We start from the raw sequence: 18,002 nt of genomic DNA, 5'->3' as shown, positions 1-18,002 counted from the left end.
GGCGGGCACTTATGCGTTCACCATGCTGTGGGCCGCGTACTCCAGGTAGGTCCAGAGCTTGGCGGACAGGTCTTCGGGCAGTTCGAGGGACTCGACGGCGTCGCGCATGTGCCGCAGCCACGCGTCGCGCTCGCGCTCGCCGATGACGAACGGCGCATGCCGCATGCGCAGCCGCGGATGCCCGCGCTGCTCGCCGTAGGTCGAAGGGCCGCCCCAATATTGGATGAGGAACAGGCGCAGCCGCTCTTCGGCCCCGGTGAGGTCTTCCTCGGGGTAGAGCGGGAGGAGCAGCGGATCGTCCTTGACCCCCTGGTAGAAGCGGTGCACGAGGCGCTCGAAGGCCTCTGAGCCGCCTACGGCGTCGTAGAAGGACATGGGTTCGGCAGGCGTAGCGGACACGGTCTCCAGCCTACTCAGACCCCGGCGAGGGTGATGCCCGCGCGGTCGAGCGCCCACTTGACGCGCATGCGCAACTCGCGCGCGACCTCGGCCTGGTGGGCCGGGACGGTCTTCACGGTCATCCTGAAGATCATCGCCTTGTCGGAGATCTGCTCAAGGCCGTAGACCTCGGGCTCTTCGACGATCGCGGCGTCACGGAACGCCGGGTCCTGCCAGACCTCCTCGGCGACGCCCTTGAGCAGGTCGCGGATGGCGGCGATGTCGGCGTCGTAGGCCACCGGCACGTCGACCAGGGCGCGCGACCAGCCCTGGGACTCGTTGCCGATGCGGTTGATGGTGCCGTTGCGCACGTACCAGACCCGGCCGTCGGCGTCGCGCAGCCGGGTGATGCGCAGAGTGACGGCCTCGACGGTGCCCACGGCCGCGCCGGTGTCGATCATGTCGCCGACGCCGTACTGGTCTTCCATCAGCATGAACATGCCGGCGATGAAGTCCTTGACCAGTTCCTGCGCGCCGAAGCCCACCGCCACGCCCAGGATGCCCACGCTGGTGAGGATGGGGGTGAGGTTCAGGCCGAACCGCCCGAGAATCATCATCGCGGCCGTGCCGAAGACGACGACCGAGACCAGGCTGCGCAGCACGGAGCCGAGGGTCTCGGCCCGCTGGCGGCGCCGTTCGGTGAGCAGGGCCGCGGCGCCGTCCACGCTCGTGCCGTTCCTCATGCGCAGGCGCTCGGGCAGCACGCCGTCGGCCGCGCGCCGGATGACCCGGTCGATGAGCCGGTGCAGGATCGCCCGTGCGACCAGCGCGGACGCCGCGATGAGCACGACGCTGATCAGCCACGCGAGGGGGGAGGCCCACCCGGGCGACAGCCAGTTGAGCAGGAACGTGCACGTCACGTCGTCCCCGCCGGCGCTGACACAGGTGCCCGTCACCTGCTTGCCCATGTCGGACAGGACAGACAGGTCGGACGCCGGTGGGGCGGTGGGGTCGACGGCCAGCATGAACACGCGGAGGGCACCTCTCGGATCGGGTCGGTCGGCGGAGACAATTATCGGTCCTCGACCTAGACGGAACGGTACTTGAACCGACTGGCTCCGCCGACCGGCCCGGCCGCCGTCACGTGACGCCGGGGAAGACGGGAGTGCCCGGGCCCGGGGCCGCGGAGGGCGGGCCCGGGCACCCCGGTGACGAGCGGCCCGGGACGGGGCACGCACCCGGAAGCGTGCCCCGCTCCGTTTCCGATCGGGGAGATCCCCGATCACCATCGGGCCAGGATGGAGGCTCGGACCCGATGGCTGCTCTGGGATGCCGGCGTGCGCCGCGTGGCGCCGCCGTGCGGTGCGCCGAGGACGGCCCCGGCGTCGTGCCGGAACCGCCCCGGCGGGTGTGCCGGAGAATTCCTCACCTGGCGTGCCGGTGGCCATCTCGGGCTGTCGCCGGGCGATGGTCGTGGCATGTGCCAGGGATGCGGAGCCGGCGGGATGCCCAGCGTCCGGGCGGCCGTGTCTCCACGGACGCCGGACGCTCCGCACCGGGCACCCCGCCGACCCCGAAGAGCCGCGGTGTCCACGGCGGACGGCGGTGACTGCGCTGCACCGCGTCCGTCACGTGTCTTACTCGCTCACCGCGGCCAGTACGCGGGCGACCTTGGTCGCCGCTCCCGCCGGATCGTCCACCTGGTGCATGCGCTCTCCCCACGACCACCAGTAGTAGGCGGGGGTGGCCTGCGGCCGGCAGGTGACGTTCTCGGCGAGACTGGTGGCGTTCGGGTTGATCACGCGGACGAACGCCCGTCCCGACTGTGTGTGCACCACCCGAGCGAGCAGCCCCCGTGCGTCGAGCTCGTCGGCCAGGCGTTCCAGATGTTGGAAGCTGTCGTCCACTTCGAGCCTTCCTCTAGACCGATTCACCGGTGATCACACCGGTGAATCGGGGCTGGTTGGCCAAATCTGACTCACCCGTGCCGATGGGTCAACGAAGGTTCGAAGCGCCATGGGTAAGGGGATGTTTCATGTGGGTTGAAAGAACGTCCCCGGCGGGGGACGATCCTATGCCAGAAGCTTCGATCGTCCTTTCAGGGCCGGTCATTACTGGTCCATCATTCTCGTAAGGCGCAGCGTGACATGGGCATGATGCTGCGCCGCGCAGGTGGGACCGGTCGGGTTGGTGACCAGGATGGCGACTGGCCGCGAGAGAGGGGCCGGGATGTCCGGCAGACAGCACAAGGAAACGGAGTTAGCGCGGCGAACTCGGGCGCGCGGCCTGGCGATGGGACGCACTACCGCCCGAATCGCCGAGGAGATTTTCGAAGAGTGCGGCCCGCATTTCGGGACAACTCGAATCAAATCTCACCGTCTCGCCCACGGTATCGCTCTCGCCGACGTGGTCGAACAGGTGCGCGCCTTGTTCGAACGCGACGGGAAAGCGGTGCCCGGCATCGGAGAGACGCTTCTGAGCGCTTACGAGAGCGGGCTCAAGCGGCCCGGTCCCGAGTACCTCCATTACCTCTGTTCCGTCTACCGGGTGGAGCCGGCCGCTCTCGGATACGACGGCCCGTGCATCTGTGGCCACGGCCACCGGATGCCCGGCGTCGTACGGGGCGGCCAGCAGGAGGCCCAACCCGACAGTCCCCCCGAATCGCGCGAGCTGTGGGTGAAACCGCTCAGCGATCCCTCGTCGGACGGGGGTGAGGAGGACGAGAACATGTTACGCAGGACGCTGCTGCAGATCATCGCGGGCGGTGCCGCCGTACCGCTGAACGCGTCGGTGCTCGGCGCCGCCGACGGCATCCGGCGCCGGATGGACGAGACCCTTGTGTCGACCACCGTCTCACCGGCGATGCTCGACCACTGGGAGGAGGCTGCGGCCTCCTTCGGCCGGCAGTACATGAACACGCCGCCGATGCGGCAACTGTGCGACGTGCTGCTGGAGTTCGCCAACGTGCGCCAGGCGATGGAGCGCCACCAGCCGATCGACCTCCAAGAGCGCCTCTGCGCCCTGGCCGCCCGCCTCTCCGGCCTCGCCGGCATCATCATGATCGACCTTGGTGACCAGCGGATGGCCCGGTCGTTCTTCCGCACCTCCCGGATGGCCGCCGACGAGACCGGCGACCGCGCGCTGCGCGCGTGGGTCACCGCGCGCGAGGCCCTGGTCCCGCTGTTCCTGGGCGACCCGCGCGAGGCGCTGAACCTGGCCAAGAAGAGCCGCGACCTGGCCGGGCAGACGCCGTGCGCGGCCAAGGCCATGGCCCCGGTCGTGGAGGCCCGCGCGCTTTCGATGCTGGCGAACTCCGGCGGCAAGAAGGACGTCGTCGACCAGGCCAAGCGGGCGCTGTCGCGTGCCAGGGCGGCCTTCGCCCAGATGACGCCCTCCCAGCAGGAGGACACGGTGTTCGGCTACACCGAGCGCCAGCTCTACTTCCACCAGGGGGACGCGCTCACCCGGCTCGGCCAGACCATCGAGGCCGATCTGATCCTGGAGCAGGCGCTGGAGAAGTACGAGGGGGATCTGCTCGACCAGACGCTCATCCGGTTCGACCAGGCGCACTGCAGGCTGCTGGAGGGCGATGGCGACGAGGCGTTGCGCATGGGCATGGAGGCGGTGCGTCACGTCGGCGAGAGCTTCCGCACCGACATCATCCTGAGGCGGGCCAACGAGCTGGTCCGGGCGATTCACGCCAAGTGTGGTGATATTCCGGGGTTGCAGACGTTCAGCGACATCCTGGCCTCGCCACCGCCGCCTTCCACCCCGGTCTCCACCGTGGAGGCCGATGTATGACGCTTTCGCTCAGGCGGTACCGCTGGTCTGATCGGGAGGCCGTCTGTGAGCTCCACCGCACGTGCCTGGCACAGGTGGGCATCACCGAGGGGGACGGCGTGTACTACGAGGACGACATCCCGCGGATCAACCAGATCTACCTGGCCGATCGCGGTGAGTTCCTGGTCGGCGAGACCGGCGGCTCGGGCATCGTGGCGATGGGCGGGTTGCGGCGCATCGATGACGAGGCCGCTGAGATGTGCCGGCTGCGGGTGCACCCCGACTTCCAGCGGCGCGGGTTCGGCACGCTCATGCTGGAGGCGCTGGAGGAGTCCGCGATCCGCCTCGGCTACCGCGCGCTGCGCGGGGACACGACCCTGCGGCAGGGCGCCGCTCTCGAGCTGTACCGCAAGTACGGCTGGCGCGAACTGCGCAGGGAGGACAGGGGTGGTCTCGTCGTTGTTTACGGGGAGAAGCGGCTTGTCGCCCACCCGTCCACACAACTAACTCATTAGCGACAACATTCACTTATCTAGAACAAACCATGTGGAATGCTTGCGGATGCCGGATTTTCGTCCTGATAATAGGGTCTTTGCTGCTGAGGACCTGAGAGGACATCCGATGAAAAAGATCATCGTCCGTAAGCCGGGAATGGTTCACCTGACCGGCACGGCCAGCGTGATTCACAAGGGGTGACCGGCCGCACCGGTCACCACCTCTGGATCCACGGAGGGCGCTCCCAGGACCGCCGGGCCACGCTGCGTTCTCTGAACGAGCTGGCCGCCCTGGGCGCCGACCCTCGGCGGATCCCGGTGTTCGACGCCCATCGGCGCCTGCGAGGCCCCTACACCTTCGGCGGTTCCCTGCTCGCCCACCTGCTGCCCTCCGCTTTGGAGCGCTCCCGCGAGGTGGTCGCCCGGCATGACATCGAGATCCGGGCGGCGGCGCCCGATCTGCGTGACCAGGTGGCCGCCGGGCGGGAACCTCTCGGCGCGAGCCTCTCCGCCGAAGAGCGCATCCTCGTCCCGGCGCCCCGCCGCACTCTCCGCATAGCGAACGGAATCGCCGAATTCGTCCGTGACTGCGGGGTGGCCGAGGGCGTCGTCGCGGTGGACAACGTGGACGAGGCGGATGGCACCGACCGCGAACTCATCGCCACGCTTGTCCGCCGTATTGACCCGAGGCGATTGACAATTGTCGCGTGTTCCAGTAACCCGCCACCCGAGTTTTTCCATGGTTACGGCATAAAGGCCGATTTATCCACTTCTGTGGAACCGGAAAGCCTCGCGGGCGCCTACGTCGACTCCGACGGCGTCCTCGACGACCCCCGTGCACTGGAGGCGTACCTGGCGCTGCCCGAGGCCGAACGCGCCCGCATGCACGACCGCAGGGCGGACCGGCTCGCCGCCACCGGGCGCGCGTCGTGGTCCCTGGGCGCCGTCCCCTACCACCGCGAGCACGGCGGCGATCCACGGGGAGCCGGCGTGGAGGCCCTCTGGGCGGCGCTCGACCACTGCATGCGGGAAGGCTTCCTCGACGCCGCCGCCGACCTCGGCGAGCGCGGCCTGCGGCTCGCCGAGCCGGGCGGGCCGCGCTGGTGGAACCTCCTGCACGGCGCGGCGACGGCCCTGGCGGGCCTGGGACGCAGGGACCAGGCGCGCGATCTGTACGACCAGGCCCGCCGCGCCAGCGCGGACCCCGAGGTGCACTCCGCCTCGGCGTACGGCACGGCGATGCTCGACGCCCGCCATCCCGACCCTGCCCAGCGCGACCTCGGCCGCGCCCGGGGCTGGGTCAACGAGGCCATCGCGATCTCCAGCCTGCTGCCCGACCGGGCCGTGCGCGCGTTCAAACTCGGCTTCGACCTCAACGGCAAGGCGCTGATCGAGATGCGCTCCGGCCGCGCCGACCAAGCGCTCACACTGGTGGAGGAGGCCATCGAGCTGGCCGAGCGCGACCTGCCGCCGGGCAGGCACCCGATCCACCGCATGGTGCTGCGCGCCAACCGCGCGCAGCTCCTGGCGATGCTGGGGCGGCCGGTGGAGGCGCTGGCCGACATGGACGCCGCGGTCGCCATCGACCCCGCCTACCCCGACCACCGCCTCGACCGCGGCAACCTGCTCTACCGGATGGGCCGCCCGGACGCGGCGCTGGCCGACTACGACGAGGCGATCCGGCTCAGCCCGCCCCTCCCCGAGGGGTACTACAACCGCGCGCAGCTCCGCATCGCCACCGGAGACCTCCAGGGGGCGAGAGCCGACCTCGACCACGTACTGGAGCTCGACCCCGCCTACCTGGACGCCTACATCAACCGGGCAGGGCTGCTCGTCCAGCTCGGCCTGGACGAGCAGGCGCGCGCCGACGTGACGGCGGGTCTGGCGCTGGCCCCGGGCAACCCGCACCTGTCGTGCGTCCTCGGGCAGCTGGAGGCCGCGGCGGGGCGGCGCGAGGAGGCCATGGCGGCCTTCGACCTGGCCGTCTCAGGCGCCCCGCGCCTCGCCTCCGCCTGGGCGAACCGGGCGATCGTGCGGCACGAGACGGGGGACGTCGAGGGCGCCGTGGCCGACCTCACCACGGCCATAGAACTGGGGGAGGACGCCGCGCTCTACTACAACCGGGCGGTCGCGCTCAGGGACCTCGGACGGCCCGCCGAGGCCGTGCGCGACCTGCGGCGCGCCCACGACCTCGATCCGGAGGACGCCGACATCCTCAAGGCCCTCAGCGAGTCCTGACCGGCCGATGTCCCGACTTCGGCGAGATGTCCAGGCGGCCCTCAGCGGGTCCTGACGGCCGCGTCTGAGGGCTCCCGGCGACGCGCGCGTCCATGTCCGGCCGGCGGCCGAGTCTCATCGCGGGTAGGGGAGGCCGGTCAGCAGGGCGACCACTTCCGCGAGGGCGGGGGGCTCGACCGGGTCGGGCAGCGCGGCGAGCTCGGCCGGGGTGAACCAGCCGTACCCGAGGAAGGTGTCCTGTTCCTCGCTGGTCAGCGTGGCCGGCACAACGCCGGGGGTGGCGGCGAAGCGCGCGAGGTAGAACGGTTCGACCTTCGCGTAGTGGACGCCCAGCCAGTGGTAGTCGCGCTCCACGGGGACCCACATGTCGATCACGGCGTCGCCCGGCAGGCCGGTCTCCTCGGCCAGCTCGCGCCGCGCGGCCTCCAGCGGGGTCTCGCCTGCGTCGATGCCGCCGCCCGGCGGCTCCCAGAACACCACGCCGCCGACCGGGTCGTGCCAGCGCAGCAACAACACCCTGCCCCCGCCGTCCACGCAGACGACGCGAGCGGCGGGACGGTCGCTGATCATCGGGCCGGCGCCTAGGACCGGCCGTCCTTGGGCCCGTGCAGATCATCGGGCCCGGCGAGATCGTCCGGACCCTGCAAATCGTCCGGCCAGCTGTTGGCGTTGACGATCTCCCAGAACTCGTCCGGGCGGCCGGCGGCCCGCTGGACGCTCTGCTCCTGCAGCTCGGCCGCGATGGCACGCTGCTCTTCGTAGGCGCCCTTCATCGCGTCGAGCCACTCCACCGGGTCGACCCCCGCCCGCCGGGCGGACCGCATCGCCATGTCGGCGTACTGCTCGGGGGTCGCGTTGAAGGCCCAGCCGGTGCGTTCCATGAGCTGCTCGTCGGTCAGCTCGCCGCGCTGCCAGGCGATGGCCTCGGCCAGATGCTCGGCGACGAACACGGCGTTGATGTAACCGGGCAACATGGCCGCCAGGGCGACGGCCGCGCGCTTCTCCCCAGGTGACAACTCGTCCCACTTAAGCACCCGCCGGCTCCTTCCGCTCCTCGGGCGCCACTGTACGCCCCGCCCGGGCGGGCCGGCGGCGGCACCACGGGCATGCGGCGTCCGTGGGCGATCAGGCGGTGGTCATTCGGCGGTGACGACCAGGTCGGTCAGATCCAGGTGCCGGGCCAGTTCCGCGACGTCAGGGTAGTAGGCCACGTACTGGCGCCCCTTGCGCACGCGAAGGCAGGGCTGGTTGCCGACGACCAGCGCCTCGACCGTAAATCCCCTGCTGTCGACCCATTTCACGTCATAAAGGGTATGAAGTCCCAGGTCAACGGCGGGCAAGACCGAGCGCGGGTTTGCGTCACCTTAGCGTCGGTCGACCGTAATGCGGGTTGATGTCGGCTATACCGGGACATGTAGGTCGGTATCGCCGGACGCCGTGACCTTGGCACGCCCGTGCCGGACAGGCCGCCGGGCGGGACCTGTGGAAGATGGCCCGGCGACGACGGCTCGGAGCGATAATCTGCCTCCACGTGAGCGAAGAGGTGAGTGGCGCGATGATCTCCGAGTATGTTCTGACGCTGTCCTGCCCCGACAGGCCCGGGGTCGTCGCGGCCGTCTCCGGGCTGCTGGCCGCGCGCGGGTGCAACATCACCGAGAGCCAGCAGTTCGGCGACCGGGGCGCCGGGCGCTTCTTCATGCGCGTCCAGTTCACCTCCGACCTCGCCGAGGACGAACTGCGCGCCGCCTTCGCCGGGCTCGCGCCCGACCTGGCGATGGATTTCCGGCTGCACGACCTCGCGGTCAAGCCGCGGGTGCTGGTCATGGTGAGCAAGCTCGGCCACTGCCTCAACGACCTGCTCTACCGGGTGCGCTCAGGGCTGCTCGACATCGAGATCGTCGCCGTCGTGTCCAACCATCCCGACCTGCGCCCGCTCACCCAGTCGTACGGCATCGACTACCATCACCTGCCGGTGACGCCGGAGACCAAGCAGCGGCAGGAGGCCGAGGTCCTCACGCTCGTCGAGCACTATCGCGCCGAGCTGGTCGTGCTCGCCCGCTACATGCAGGTGCTCTCAGAAGACCTGTGCTCCAAGCTCTCCGGCAAGGTGATCAACATCCACCACTCGTTCCTGCCGTCGTTCAAGGGCGCCAAGCCCTACCACCAGGCCCACGCGCGCGGGGTGAAGCTCATCGGCGCCACCGCGCACTACGTGACGGCCGCCCTCGACGAGGGCCCGATCATCGAGCAGGAGGTCGCCCGGGTCAACCACACCCACTCGCCGGAAGACCTGGCCGCCATGGGCCGCGACGTCGAGTGCCTGGCGCTGGCCCGCGCCGTGCGGTGGCACGCCCAGCAGCGGGTGCTGCTCGACGGCCACAAGACCATCGTCTTCCCCCGCTGAGAGGGGCGCCTCCGCGGGGCCGCCCTCCGGGAGGACGACCCGCGCCACGGCGTTACCCGGCACGGTGACCCGCCACGGCGTGACCCGGCACCGTGAAACGGGGGCGCTGTGCGGCGCAGGGCGGGCCGTGGGACGGCGGGGCCGTCCCACGGCGACGGAGAGCTCCGGCGGCGGACGCTGAGTCCCGACCCCGGCCGCACTCAGATGGTCAGGCCGGTGTGCTGGGCGAGGAAGGCGAGCTGGTCGGCCATGAGCTCCACCGAGCGGCTGACCGCGCGGGCCCCGTGCCCCACCTCGCTCTCGTTGCGCAGCAGGATGGGCCGGTCGTCGGCCGTCTGGGCGTGCTGGAGCGCGGCGCACATCTTCCACGCGTGCAGCGGGTGCACGCGGGTGTCGGAACCGAAGACCATGAACAGCGTCGCCGGGTAGCGTACGCCCTCGCGGACGTGGTGGTAGGGGGAGTAGCCCCACAGCCAGGAGAACTGCTCGGGGTCGTCCGCCGTGCCGTACTCGACGTTCCACGTGGCCCCGAGGCCGAACTTCTCGTACCGCACCATGTCCAGCAGCGGGGCCGCGCAGGCCACCGCCGCGTACAGCTCGGGGCGCTGCGTCAGCGCGGCGCCGACCAGCAGGCCGCCGTTGGACCCGCCGGAGATCGCGAGCTGCTCGGAGGTGGTGACGCCCGTGGCGATCAGATGCTCGGCGGCGGCGTGCAGGTCGTCGAAGACGTTCTGCTTGTGGCCGAGCATGCCCGCGCGGTGCCACTCCTCGCCCTGCTCGCCGCCGCCGCGGAGCTGCGCGACCGCGTAGACGCCGCCGGCCTCGACCCATGCCAGCGTCGCGACGGAGAAGCCCGGCGTCATGGGCAGGCCGAACCCGCCGTAGCCGTACAGGATCGTCGGCCGGGGCCCGTCGCCGGGCTTGGACACCACGATCATGTGGACCTCGGTGCCGTCGGCCGACCGGTAGACGACCTGCTCGGTGTTCACCTCCGGGATCTCCACGGCTCCGGGCGAGGCCGCCCAGAGTGTGGTCTGGCCCGTGCGGGCGTTGTAGCGAAGGATGCTCGTCGGAGTGGTGTTGTCGGTGTAGCCGAACCACGCCTCGTAGCCGCCCTCGGGCCGCTCGTGGATGCCGCCGATCGTGCCGAGCCCGGGAGTGGGCACCTGGCCGACCTTGGCGCCGGTGGCCAGGTCGTGCACGGTGATCTCGCTGACGGCGTGCCGGGTCCAGCCGACCAGCATCACCGGGTGCTCCAGGTCGTCCAGGATGGCGAAGTCGGACATCACCGCCTCGGGGTCCTCGGGGATGAGGTCGCGCCAGCTCTCGTAGCCGATCTCCTCCGGAGAGGTCACGCAGACGCGGGCGCGAGGGGCGTCGCGGTCGGTGAAGACGTACAGGCGCCCGTCGCGGCCGTACAGCAGGCTGGTCTGCGCGTCCACGTCCTGCTGGACGACGGTCAGCTCCGGGGAGTCGATCGACGAGGCCGACAGGTCGGCCGTCCACAGGTCGTTGCGCGGAGCAGTGCCCCGGGAGGCCGAGATGGTCAGCCAGCGGCCGTCCTTGGACACCCCGACGCTGTAGTAGTTCGTCTTCTCCAGCCCCTCGCCGAGGACCATGACGTCCTGCTCGGTCGGCGTGCCGAGGCGGTGCAGGTAGACCCGGCGGTGGAACTGCTCCTCGCCCTCGGGCACCTGGCCGGGCGCGAGCCGGCGCACGTAGTAGAACGCCTCCCCGCCGGGCAGCCAGGCGATGGGGGAGTAGCGGCACCGGTCGATCGGCCCGTCCACCCGCTCGCCCGAGACGACGTCGATGACGTGCAGCCTGGACTCCTCGTCGCCGCCGACCGAGATCTGGTAGGCCAGCCGCCGGCCTTCCTTGTCCGGCTGCCAGGAGTCGACGGTGGTCAGACCGGACGGATCCATCGCCATGGGGTCGAGCAGGACGTGCTCCTCCCCGGCGGGGTCGACCGTGTAGAGCACGGCGTGCTCCTGGTCGGGGGTGCGGCGCATGAAGAAGCTCCGCTCACCGCGCCACACCGGGGCGCCGACGGTGCCCGAGCGCACGAGCTCGGCCAGGCGGTCGCGGAACGCGCCCCGCCTGGGTGACGAGGCCATCGTCTCGCCGAACAGCTCGCCCTGGGCGTCGAGCCACTCTTTGACCTCGGGCTGCTCGGCGTCTTCCAGCCAGCGGTATGGGTCGGGCACCGGCGTGCCGTGGTAATCGTCGACCACGTCGTCACGGCGTGCCTTCGGGTACGGCATTCGGGTCATGGAGCCGAGCCTATGGCAACCGGTTACCCGACGTGAGCCATCGATTCCGGTCTCGTGGCCTGGTGACGGATATGACGGATGTTCGCCGATCTGTAGAGATCTTTCGTTAATAGGTTTGCTTAGCGGGGTGAGCCGGACATAAACCGGGAGGCGGGGTCTGGAAGACACGACCGTTAATTGGGGTGGCGGGAGAGTCGACCGAGAGGCCACACTTGCTGAAGGGCGGTGCCGTGGAACCCATCCGCTGGGCCGTCCGGCGGAGGTGCACGTGACGGAAGCATCCGGAGCCCAAGACGACGGGCCGCAAGCCGGGATGTGCCGCGGCACATCCCAACCGATGGGGGCGCTCGCAGCGGGGAAGGCCCGCTGATGCGCCAGGTGCTGCTGCTGAACGCCACGTTCGAACCGCTCACCACCCTCAACCTGCATCGAGCCGTGGTGCTCGTGATCAGGGAGAAGGCCGACGTCGTCCATCGCGATGGCCGGGGCGCCGTGCTCCGCTCGGCCTCGCGCACGGTCGACGTGCCATCGGTCATCCGGCTTCGGCGATATGTACGTATTCCTTATCGTTCTCGTATCCCGCTGACCCGGGCCGCGCTGATGCGCAGGGACGACTACCGCTGTGCCTACTGCGGCCAGCGGGCCGAGACCATCGACCACGTGCTCCCGCGCTCTCGCGGCGGGTCGCACACCTGGGAGAACTGCGTCGCCTCGTGCATGACCTGCAACCACCGCAAGGCCGACCGGCTCCTTGAGGAGATCGGCTGGACGCTGCGCGTGGCTCCGGTGGTGCCCCGAGGCGTCCACTGGCGGCTCATCGGCGCACAACTCGACGGCGACCCCCAATGGGCGCCCTACCTGACGGAGAACGCCGCCTGACCGTCCTCGGCGGTCACGACCCAGACCGGCGATGACGATCCGGGGCCCGGCTGAGGAGCGGACCTGCCTTTGTCGGACCAGGTCTCCGCATGCCGGCCGGGCGACGTCGTACCCTTTAGGCATGCCGCGTTATGACTATCGATGCCGCGCCTGCGGTTCGACCTTCGAGCTTTCCCGGCCCATGTCAGCAGCGGGCGACACCGCGGTCTGCCCTGAGGGCCACGACGACACGGTGAAGCTGCTGTCGACGGTCGCCGTCACCGGCGGCGCCGCCGCGCCCCGCGCCACGGGTGGCGGCGGGGGAGGCTGCTGCGGCGGCGGTTGCTGCGGCTGACCCTCACCCCACCCGTGGCGGCCTTGAGGGTCAGGCGGGGCGGCGGGTGGTCAACGGGGTGACGGCGCGGGCGGGACGCCGGTCGGGAGCGGTTCTGCGCTGGAACGGCAGGTAGCGTTCGGCGCGGTGCGGCCGGGCGGGCACCAGGGTCGGCTCCACCGCGACGATGCGGTCGAACCGGAACGCGCGGATGCCGACCTTGGTGCGGCACCACCCCACGAGATACCAATGGTCGCGGTGGACGAGGCAGGTGACGGGCTCGACGTCACGGGAGGTCACCCGGCCGGACGCGTCGCGGTAGTGCAGGCGGATCACCTGCCGACTGGTCACCGCGCCCGCGATCGTGCGGGCGCGCCTGGCGACCTCGGGCGGCAGCGGCGTGGTCAGGGTGTCGAGGGTCGTCGCGATGACCTCGTCGCCGAGGTCGAGGTTTTCGAACACGCGGCGCAGCCCGCGACGGGCGGTCAGCGCTTGCGGTCCCTCGCCGAGATGGGCGAGGGACAGGGCGAGAGCGGCGATTTCGGCGGTCGTCAGAGGGGGCGTGGTGACGTTGGCCATGCGTCCAGACTACGTCTCGACACCGACATTTTTCGAACACCAGATCTTGTTCCGGCCCTCCGGAAGGTGACTGTTGTTTACCTTCCGGTGAGGGCCGGCTTCCCTTCGAGCACATGCCTGCGAGTGCGGTGACCGCTCGCCTTCGCCGGGCGCCGTTCTTCGCCCGGTGTGATGCTCAGCGTGGTGCTCAGTGCTGCGAGAGCTGGGACAGGTCGCGGGAGGCTCCGGTGGAGGCGGAGGTGGTCAGGGCGGCGTAGGCCTGCAGCGCCGCGCTCACCGGACGCTCGCGGTCGCGAGGGCGGTATCGGCCGAGATCGGCCAGCAGCCGCTCGCGGCGCGCCGCGAGGTCGGCCTCGGAGACCTTCAGCTCGATGCCCCGGCCCGGGATGTCGATCTCGATGAGGTCGCCGTCCTCGACCAGCGCGATGATGCCGCCCTCCGCCGCCTCGGGAGAGGCGTGCCCGATCGACAGGCCAGAGGTGCCCCCGGAGAAGCGGCCGTCGGTGATCAGCGCGCACGCCTTGCCGAGCCCCTTGCCCTTCAGGAAGCTCGTCGGGTAGAGCATCTCCTGCATGCCGGGGCCGCCCTTGGGGCCCTCGTAGCGGATGACCACGACGTCGCCGGCCTTGACCTTGTTGCCCAGGATGCCCTCGGAGGCGTCCTCCTGTGACTCGAACACCACGGCGGGGCCGCTGAAGCGCCAGATCGACTCGTCGACGCCGGCGGTCTTGACGATGGCCCCCTCAGGAGCGAGGTTGCCGTACAGCACGGCCAGGCCGCCGTCGCGGGTGTAGGCGTGCTCGAAGTCGCGGATGCAGCCCTCGGCGCGGTCGAGGTCGAGGGACTCCCACCGGGCGTTCTGGGAGTAGGCCTTCACGGTGCGGACGTTGCCGGGCGCGGCGTGCCAGAGCTCCAGGGCCTCCTGCGACACGGTGGGCGACGCGGGATCCCAGGCGGACAGGAAGTCGGTGAGAGAGCTCGCGTGGATGCTGTGGGTGTCGCGGTGGAGCAGCCCCGCCCGGTCGAGCTCGCCGAGGATCGCCGGGATGCCGCCGGCGCGGTGGACGTCCTCCACGTGGTACTTGGCGGTGGCGGGCGCGACCTTGCACAGGCACGGCACCCGCAGCGACAGCTCGTTGATCTCTTTCAGGCCGAAGTCGACGCCGGCCTCGCGGGCCGCCGCGAGCAGGTGGAGGATCGTGTTGGTGGAGCCGCCCATGGCCACGTCGAGCGCCATGGCGTTCTCGAACGCGTCGCGGGTGGCGATGTTGCGCGGCAGCACCGACTCGTCGTCGCCCTCGTAGTAGCGCTTGGTGATCTCGACGACCTGGCGCCCGGCCTGCTCGAACAGCGCCTTGCGGGCCTGGTGGGTGGCCAGCGTGGTGCCGTTGCCCGGCAGGGCCAGGCCGATGGCCTCGGTGAGGCAGTTCATCGAGTTGGCGGTGAACATGCCGCTGCACGAGCCGCAGGTCGGGCAGGCGTTCTCCTCCATCTCGAGCAGCTCGGCGTCGGAGACGCTCTCGTCGGCCGCGGCGATCATCGGGTCGATGAGGTCGAGCTTGCGGCCGGGCGTCTTGCCGGCCTCCATGGGGCCGCCGGAGACGAAGACCGTCGGGATGTTCAGCCGCAACGCGGCCAGCAGCATGCCCGGGGTGATCTTGTCGCAGTTGGAGACGCAGACCAGCGCGTCGGCGCAGTGGGCGTTGACCATGTATTCGACGGCGTCGGCGATCAGCTCGCGCGAAGGCAGGGAGTAGAGCATGCCTCCGTGGCCCATGGCGATGCCGTCGTCCACCGCGATGGTGTTGAACTCGCGCGGAATCGCCCCCGCCTCGCGGATGCCGCCGGCCACGACCTCGGCCACCTCGCGCAGATGGACGTGACCGGGGACGAACTGGGTGAAGCTGTTGGCCACCGCGATGATCGGCTTGCCGAAGTCCCCCCCGGCTACACCCGTGGCCCGGAGCAGGGCACGAGCGCCCGCCATGTTCCTGCCGTGAGTGACCGTGCGAGATCTGAGGGCCGGCATGACCGTTCTCCCATCCGACGACTGCTGAGTCTTCAAATGGTACGGCCATCGCCCGCCTGGCGAGACCCACGGTCCACAGCGTGGACAGAACGGGGACGGAACGGGGCCGGAACGGGAGGGGGCATGGACGTCACAAGGTCCTTCGGGATCCCCGGGGGCAGTGGTGGAACAGGGACGGGAATCCCGAAGGACCTTCGCGACGGTCGGCTATTCGGGGTAACGCGGGGGCAGGACCTCTGCCGCGACGGCGTAGATGTCCTCGACCTCTTCGCCGGTCAGCGAACGCTCACGGTTGGTGATCCACTTACGCACGCGGGAGCCGTCGAAGACGTCGACCTCGCGGATGTTGAGGATCTTCCACGGAATCGCGGGCCCGTAGATGGCCAGGGACGGCACCACGGTGATCTCGCGGCCGAGCGCCTTGGTGATGAGCTCGCTGGCCTGGGAGGCCTCCCAGCGCGCCTCGTCGAGCCGGGGCTTCTGGTTGAACGGCCCATGGAACAGCTTGCGGTGGGACTGCACCCGCACCGGCAGCCGCTTGTCCCACTTCTCGGAGTCGACGGCGTACACCCCGGTCGGGCCGACGACCAGATGGTCGATCTGCGCGTCGCTGTGCGGGATCGCCCGGGCGTGCAGCGTCAGATAGCCGTTCCTCTCAAGCTTCCTGAGCTGGGCCTCGGTGCGCCGCTCGGCGGCCGACGCCCGGCGCCAGGGCGGCACCGTGGAGGTCGTCCGCGCGCGGTACACCGTGTCGGCGATGGCGGCGATGATCGCCGCGGCGAGGCCGAGCCGCCAGCTCCACAGCGGGATGCCGACCAGCAGCCCCGCGCCGGCCGCGATCAGCGCGCGAAGGCGCAGATGCCGGTATCTGGGCTGCTGAAGCATGCCGAGCAGCGACGCGCGGCCGACCGGAGCGTAAGTCTCCTCCGGGGCGGCGGGCCGAGATCTCGGCTGCGAGGGGCGGTCACTCACCCAGATGGGTGACGTATTGTGACCGTCATCGGGTTCTAGACCGGAATCCACGTAACTCACGGTAGTTGACGCCCAAGGGTGTGCCTAGTGTTGGCTAGTTCACATTTTTGTGGCCCCGTGTTCCCGCATTGTAGGGCGGAAGGACGGGTATCTACTTCTCTTCCTTCTGGATACCTCGTGCTGGATATCTCGTGGTCACAGGCCCTACTGTGCAGTAGCGTGGCGCACATACATGATCTTACAGCCCTGGAGCAGGCCGCGGCCGTCCGCGCCCGGGAGCTGTCCCCCGTCGAGATCACCGAGCACTACCTTGAGCGCGTCGAGCGGCTCGACCCCCAGGTCGGGGCCTTCGTCACGCCGACCCCCGAACGCGCTCTGGAGGAGGCCCGCCAGGCCGAGGCCCGGGTCCTGTCGGGCGCCGACCTGCCCGCGCTGCTCGGCGTGCCCATCCCGATCAAGGACCTGAACCTCGTCAAGGACGTGCCGATACGCTTCGGCTCGGCCACCTACGAGGGCTTCGTGGCGCCCGTGGACGACAGCGTGGTCGAACGGCTGCGCGAGGCCGGCACGATCATGCTCGGCAAGACCGCCACCCCCGAGTTCGGGCTGCCCTGCTACACCGAGACCGACGTGTCGGCCCCCTCGCGCACGCCCTGGGACCTGACCCGCTCGGCCGGTGGTTCGAGCGGGGGAGCGGCGGCCGCGGTCGCGGCGGGGCTCGCGCCCGCGGCGCAGGGCAGCGACGGTGCGGGCTCCATCCGCATCCCCGCCTCGGTGTGCGGCCTGTACGGCATCAAGCCCACCCGGGGGCGCATCTCGTTCGCGCCGATCATCCCCGACCTGGCCGGTCTGTCCACCAACGGGCCGATCACCCGCACGGTCGCCGACGCGGCCGCGCTGCTGGAGGTGATGGCGCACAACCAGCCGGGTGACCTGTACGTCGCGCCGCCCTCCCCGGTGGGCTTCGTGGAGGCCGTCACCCGCGAGCCCGGACGGCTGCGCATCGGCAGGAGCGCCACCCCCGCCGTGCCGGGCGCCGAGGTGCACCCGGACGTCATGGCCGCCTACGAGAAGGCCTCGGCGCTGCTGGAGTCGCTCGGTCACGAGGTCGTCGACATGCCGCCCGCCTTCGACGGCTCCATCCTCGGCGAGTTCGAGCGGCTGTGGTTCTGCTTCTCCTGCATGCACCCGGTCGATCCGTCCATGGAGCCCAAGCTGCGGCCCCTGACCAGATGGCTGCGCGAGCGGGGCTTCGCCACCCCTGCCCCCGTCTTCCTGCAGGCCCAGGCGACGCTGCAGACCGCGACCCGCTTCGCGTTCCTGGTGATGAACGACTACGACGCGATCTTGAGCCCGACCGTCACCCAGCCGCCCGTGCCGGTGGGCTGGTTCGAGGACGTCGAGGACCCTGAGGAGACCTTCCACCGCATGGAGCGGTTCGCGCCGTTCGCCGCGCCGTACAACATCAGCGGCCAGCCGGCGGTCAACCTCCCCCTGCACTGGACCGACGCGGGTCTGCCCATCGGCGTGATGCTCGCCGGCCGCTTCGGCGGCGAGGCCACGCTCATCTCCCTGTCGGCCCAGGTGGAGGCCGCGGTGGGCGGCTTCTGGGCGGACCGCCGCCCTGAGATCTGGTGACCTGGGGACGGCGGCTCGACGGCGG

17 protein-coding genes are annotated in these 18,002 nt (G+C 70.4%); 7 read left to right on the top strand and 10 right to left on the bottom strand.

Features of this window, described 5'->3' with window-relative positions:
• Nucleotides 1-9: 9 nt before the first annotated feature.
• From ACZ6QO_RS32675 to ACZ6QO_RS32665, 3 genes are all read right to left on the bottom strand, one after another.
• Nucleotides 10-399, bottom strand: coding sequence for a globin (locus tag ACZ6QO_RS32675; RefSeq protein ID WP_465856440.1), 390 nt, complete (start codon nt 397-399; stop codon nt 10-12).
• 14 nt (nt 400-413) lie between these two features.
• A complete protein-coding gene (locus ACZ6QO_RS32670) occupies nt 414-1,403 on the bottom strand; it encodes a mechanosensitive ion channel family protein (RefSeq protein WP_465856552.1) in 990 nt (329 codons plus the stop codon).
• 612 nt (nt 1,404-2,015) lie between these two features.
• The gene (locus tag ACZ6QO_RS32665) at nt 2,016-2,285 is read right to left on the bottom strand and encodes a hypothetical protein (protein WP_354850584.1); all 270 of its coding nucleotides are present in this window, start codon (nt 2,283-2,285) and stop codon (nt 2,016-2,018) included.
• Between the two features lie 511 nt (nt 2,286-2,796).
• Between ACZ6QO_RS32665 and ACZ6QO_RS32660 the strand changes: the two genes are divergently transcribed.
• The 3 genes from ACZ6QO_RS32660 to ACZ6QO_RS32650 all read left to right on the top strand — a co-directional run bounded on the left by ACZ6QO_RS32660 (nt 2,797) and on the right by ACZ6QO_RS32650 (nt 6,890).
• Nucleotides 2,797-4,179 (top strand): XRE family transcriptional regulator, encoded by a 1,383-nt coding sequence (locus tag ACZ6QO_RS32660; RefSeq protein ID WP_465856550.1) that lies wholly within the window; start codon nt 2,797-2,799, stop codon nt 4,177-4,179.
• A complete protein-coding gene (locus tag ACZ6QO_RS32655) occupies nt 4,176-4,673 on the top strand; it encodes a GNAT family N-acetyltransferase (RefSeq protein WP_465856438.1) in 498 nt (165 codons plus the stop codon). The genes ACZ6QO_RS32660 and ACZ6QO_RS32655 overlap by 4 nt, the downstream gene beginning before the upstream one ends.
• 177 nt (nt 4,674-4,850) lie before the next feature.
• Nucleotides 4,851-6,890, top strand: a complete 2,040-nt coding sequence (locus tag ACZ6QO_RS32650; protein WP_465856436.1) for a tetratricopeptide repeat protein — start codon at nt 4,851-4,853, stop codon at nt 6,888-6,890.
• A gap of 114 nt (nt 6,891-7,004) precedes the next feature.
• Here the strand turns inward: ACZ6QO_RS32650 and ACZ6QO_RS32645 are convergent, their stop codons facing one another.
• The 3 genes from ACZ6QO_RS32645 to ACZ6QO_RS32635 all read right to left on the bottom strand — a co-directional run bounded on the left by ACZ6QO_RS32645 (nt 7,005) and on the right by ACZ6QO_RS32635 (nt 8,191).
• Nucleotides 7,005-7,460 carry an NUDIX hydrolase gene (locus ACZ6QO_RS32645; protein ID WP_465856435.1) on the bottom strand — a complete coding sequence of 152 codons (456 nt, stop codon included), beginning with the start codon at nt 7,458-7,460 and terminating at the stop codon, nt 7,005-7,007.
• An 11-nt stretch (nt 7,461-7,471) separates the two neighbouring features.
• Nucleotides 7,472-7,924 carry a hypothetical protein gene (locus tag ACZ6QO_RS32640; protein ID WP_465856433.1) on the bottom strand — a complete coding sequence of 151 codons (453 nt, stop codon included), beginning with the start codon at nt 7,922-7,924 and terminating at the stop codon, nt 7,472-7,474.
• 102 nt (nt 7,925-8,026) lie between these two features.
• Nucleotides 8,027-8,191 carry a hypothetical protein gene (locus ACZ6QO_RS32635; RefSeq protein WP_465856431.1) on the bottom strand — a complete coding sequence of 55 codons (165 nt, stop codon included), beginning with the start codon at nt 8,189-8,191 and terminating at the stop codon, nt 8,027-8,029.
• 254 nt (nt 8,192-8,445) lie between these two features.
• On the opposite strand from ACZ6QO_RS32635, the gene purU reads away from it, so the two are divergent.
• A complete protein-coding gene (gene purU / locus ACZ6QO_RS32630) occupies nt 8,446-9,294 on the top strand; it encodes a formyltetrahydrofolate deformylase (protein WP_465856548.1) in 849 nt (282 codons plus the stop codon).
• 200 nt (nt 9,295-9,494) lie between these two features.
• On the opposite strand, the gene ACZ6QO_RS32625 is transcribed toward purU, so the two are convergent.
• Nucleotides 9,495-11,567, bottom strand: a complete 2,073-nt coding sequence (locus tag ACZ6QO_RS32625; RefSeq protein ID WP_465856429.1) for a prolyl oligopeptidase family serine peptidase — start codon at nt 11,565-11,567, stop codon at nt 9,495-9,497.
• Between the two features lie 369 nt (nt 11,568-11,936).
• Here ACZ6QO_RS32625 and ACZ6QO_RS32620 point away from each other — a divergent pair, with 369 nt between their 5' ends.
• Nucleotides 11,937-12,446, top strand: a complete 510-nt coding sequence (locus ACZ6QO_RS32620) for an HNH endonuclease (protein ID WP_465856427.1) — start codon at nt 11,937-11,939, stop codon at nt 12,444-12,446.
• Nucleotides 12,447-12,567: 121 nt separating this feature from the next.
• Nucleotides 12,568-12,780 carry an FmdB family zinc ribbon protein gene (locus tag ACZ6QO_RS32615; protein WP_465856425.1) on the top strand — a complete coding sequence of 71 codons (213 nt, stop codon included), beginning with the start codon at nt 12,568-12,570 and terminating at the stop codon, nt 12,778-12,780.
• Nucleotides 12,781-12,810: 30 nt separating this feature from the next.
• Here the strand turns inward: ACZ6QO_RS32615 and ACZ6QO_RS32610 are convergent, their stop codons facing one another.
• The 3 genes from ACZ6QO_RS32610 to ACZ6QO_RS32600 form a co-directional block, all read right to left on the bottom strand.
• Nucleotides 12,811-13,338, bottom strand: a complete 528-nt coding sequence (locus tag ACZ6QO_RS32610; protein WP_465856423.1) for a helix-turn-helix transcriptional regulator — start codon at nt 13,336-13,338, stop codon at nt 12,811-12,813.
• Between the two features lie 187 nt (nt 13,339-13,525).
• On the bottom strand, nt 13,526-15,367 hold the full coding sequence (ilvD, locus tag ACZ6QO_RS32605; RefSeq protein WP_465856421.1) for a dihydroxy-acid dehydratase: 1,842 nt from the start codon (nt 15,365-15,367) through the stop codon (nt 13,526-13,528).
• Between the two features lie 207 nt (nt 15,368-15,574).
• Nucleotides 15,575-16,252 carry a nuclease-related domain-containing protein gene (locus ACZ6QO_RS32600; RefSeq protein ID WP_465856419.1) on the bottom strand — a complete coding sequence of 226 codons (678 nt, stop codon included), beginning with the start codon at nt 16,250-16,252 and terminating at the stop codon, nt 15,575-15,577.
• Between the two features lie 306 nt (nt 16,253-16,558).
• On the opposite strand from ACZ6QO_RS32600, the gene ACZ6QO_RS32595 reads away from it, so the two are divergent.
• Nucleotides 16,559-17,977: an amidase gene (locus tag ACZ6QO_RS32595; RefSeq protein WP_465856417.1), complete on the top strand. Its 1,419-nt coding sequence runs from the start codon at nt 16,559-16,561 to the stop codon at nt 17,975-17,977.
• Nucleotides 17,978-18,002: the final 25 nt, after the last annotated feature.

The sequence above is a fragment of the Sphaerisporangium sp. NPDC049457 genome (assembly GCF_055586705.1).
Note: the sequence above shows the minus strand (reverse complement) of the source record. Positions and strands in the feature narration are given on the sequence as shown.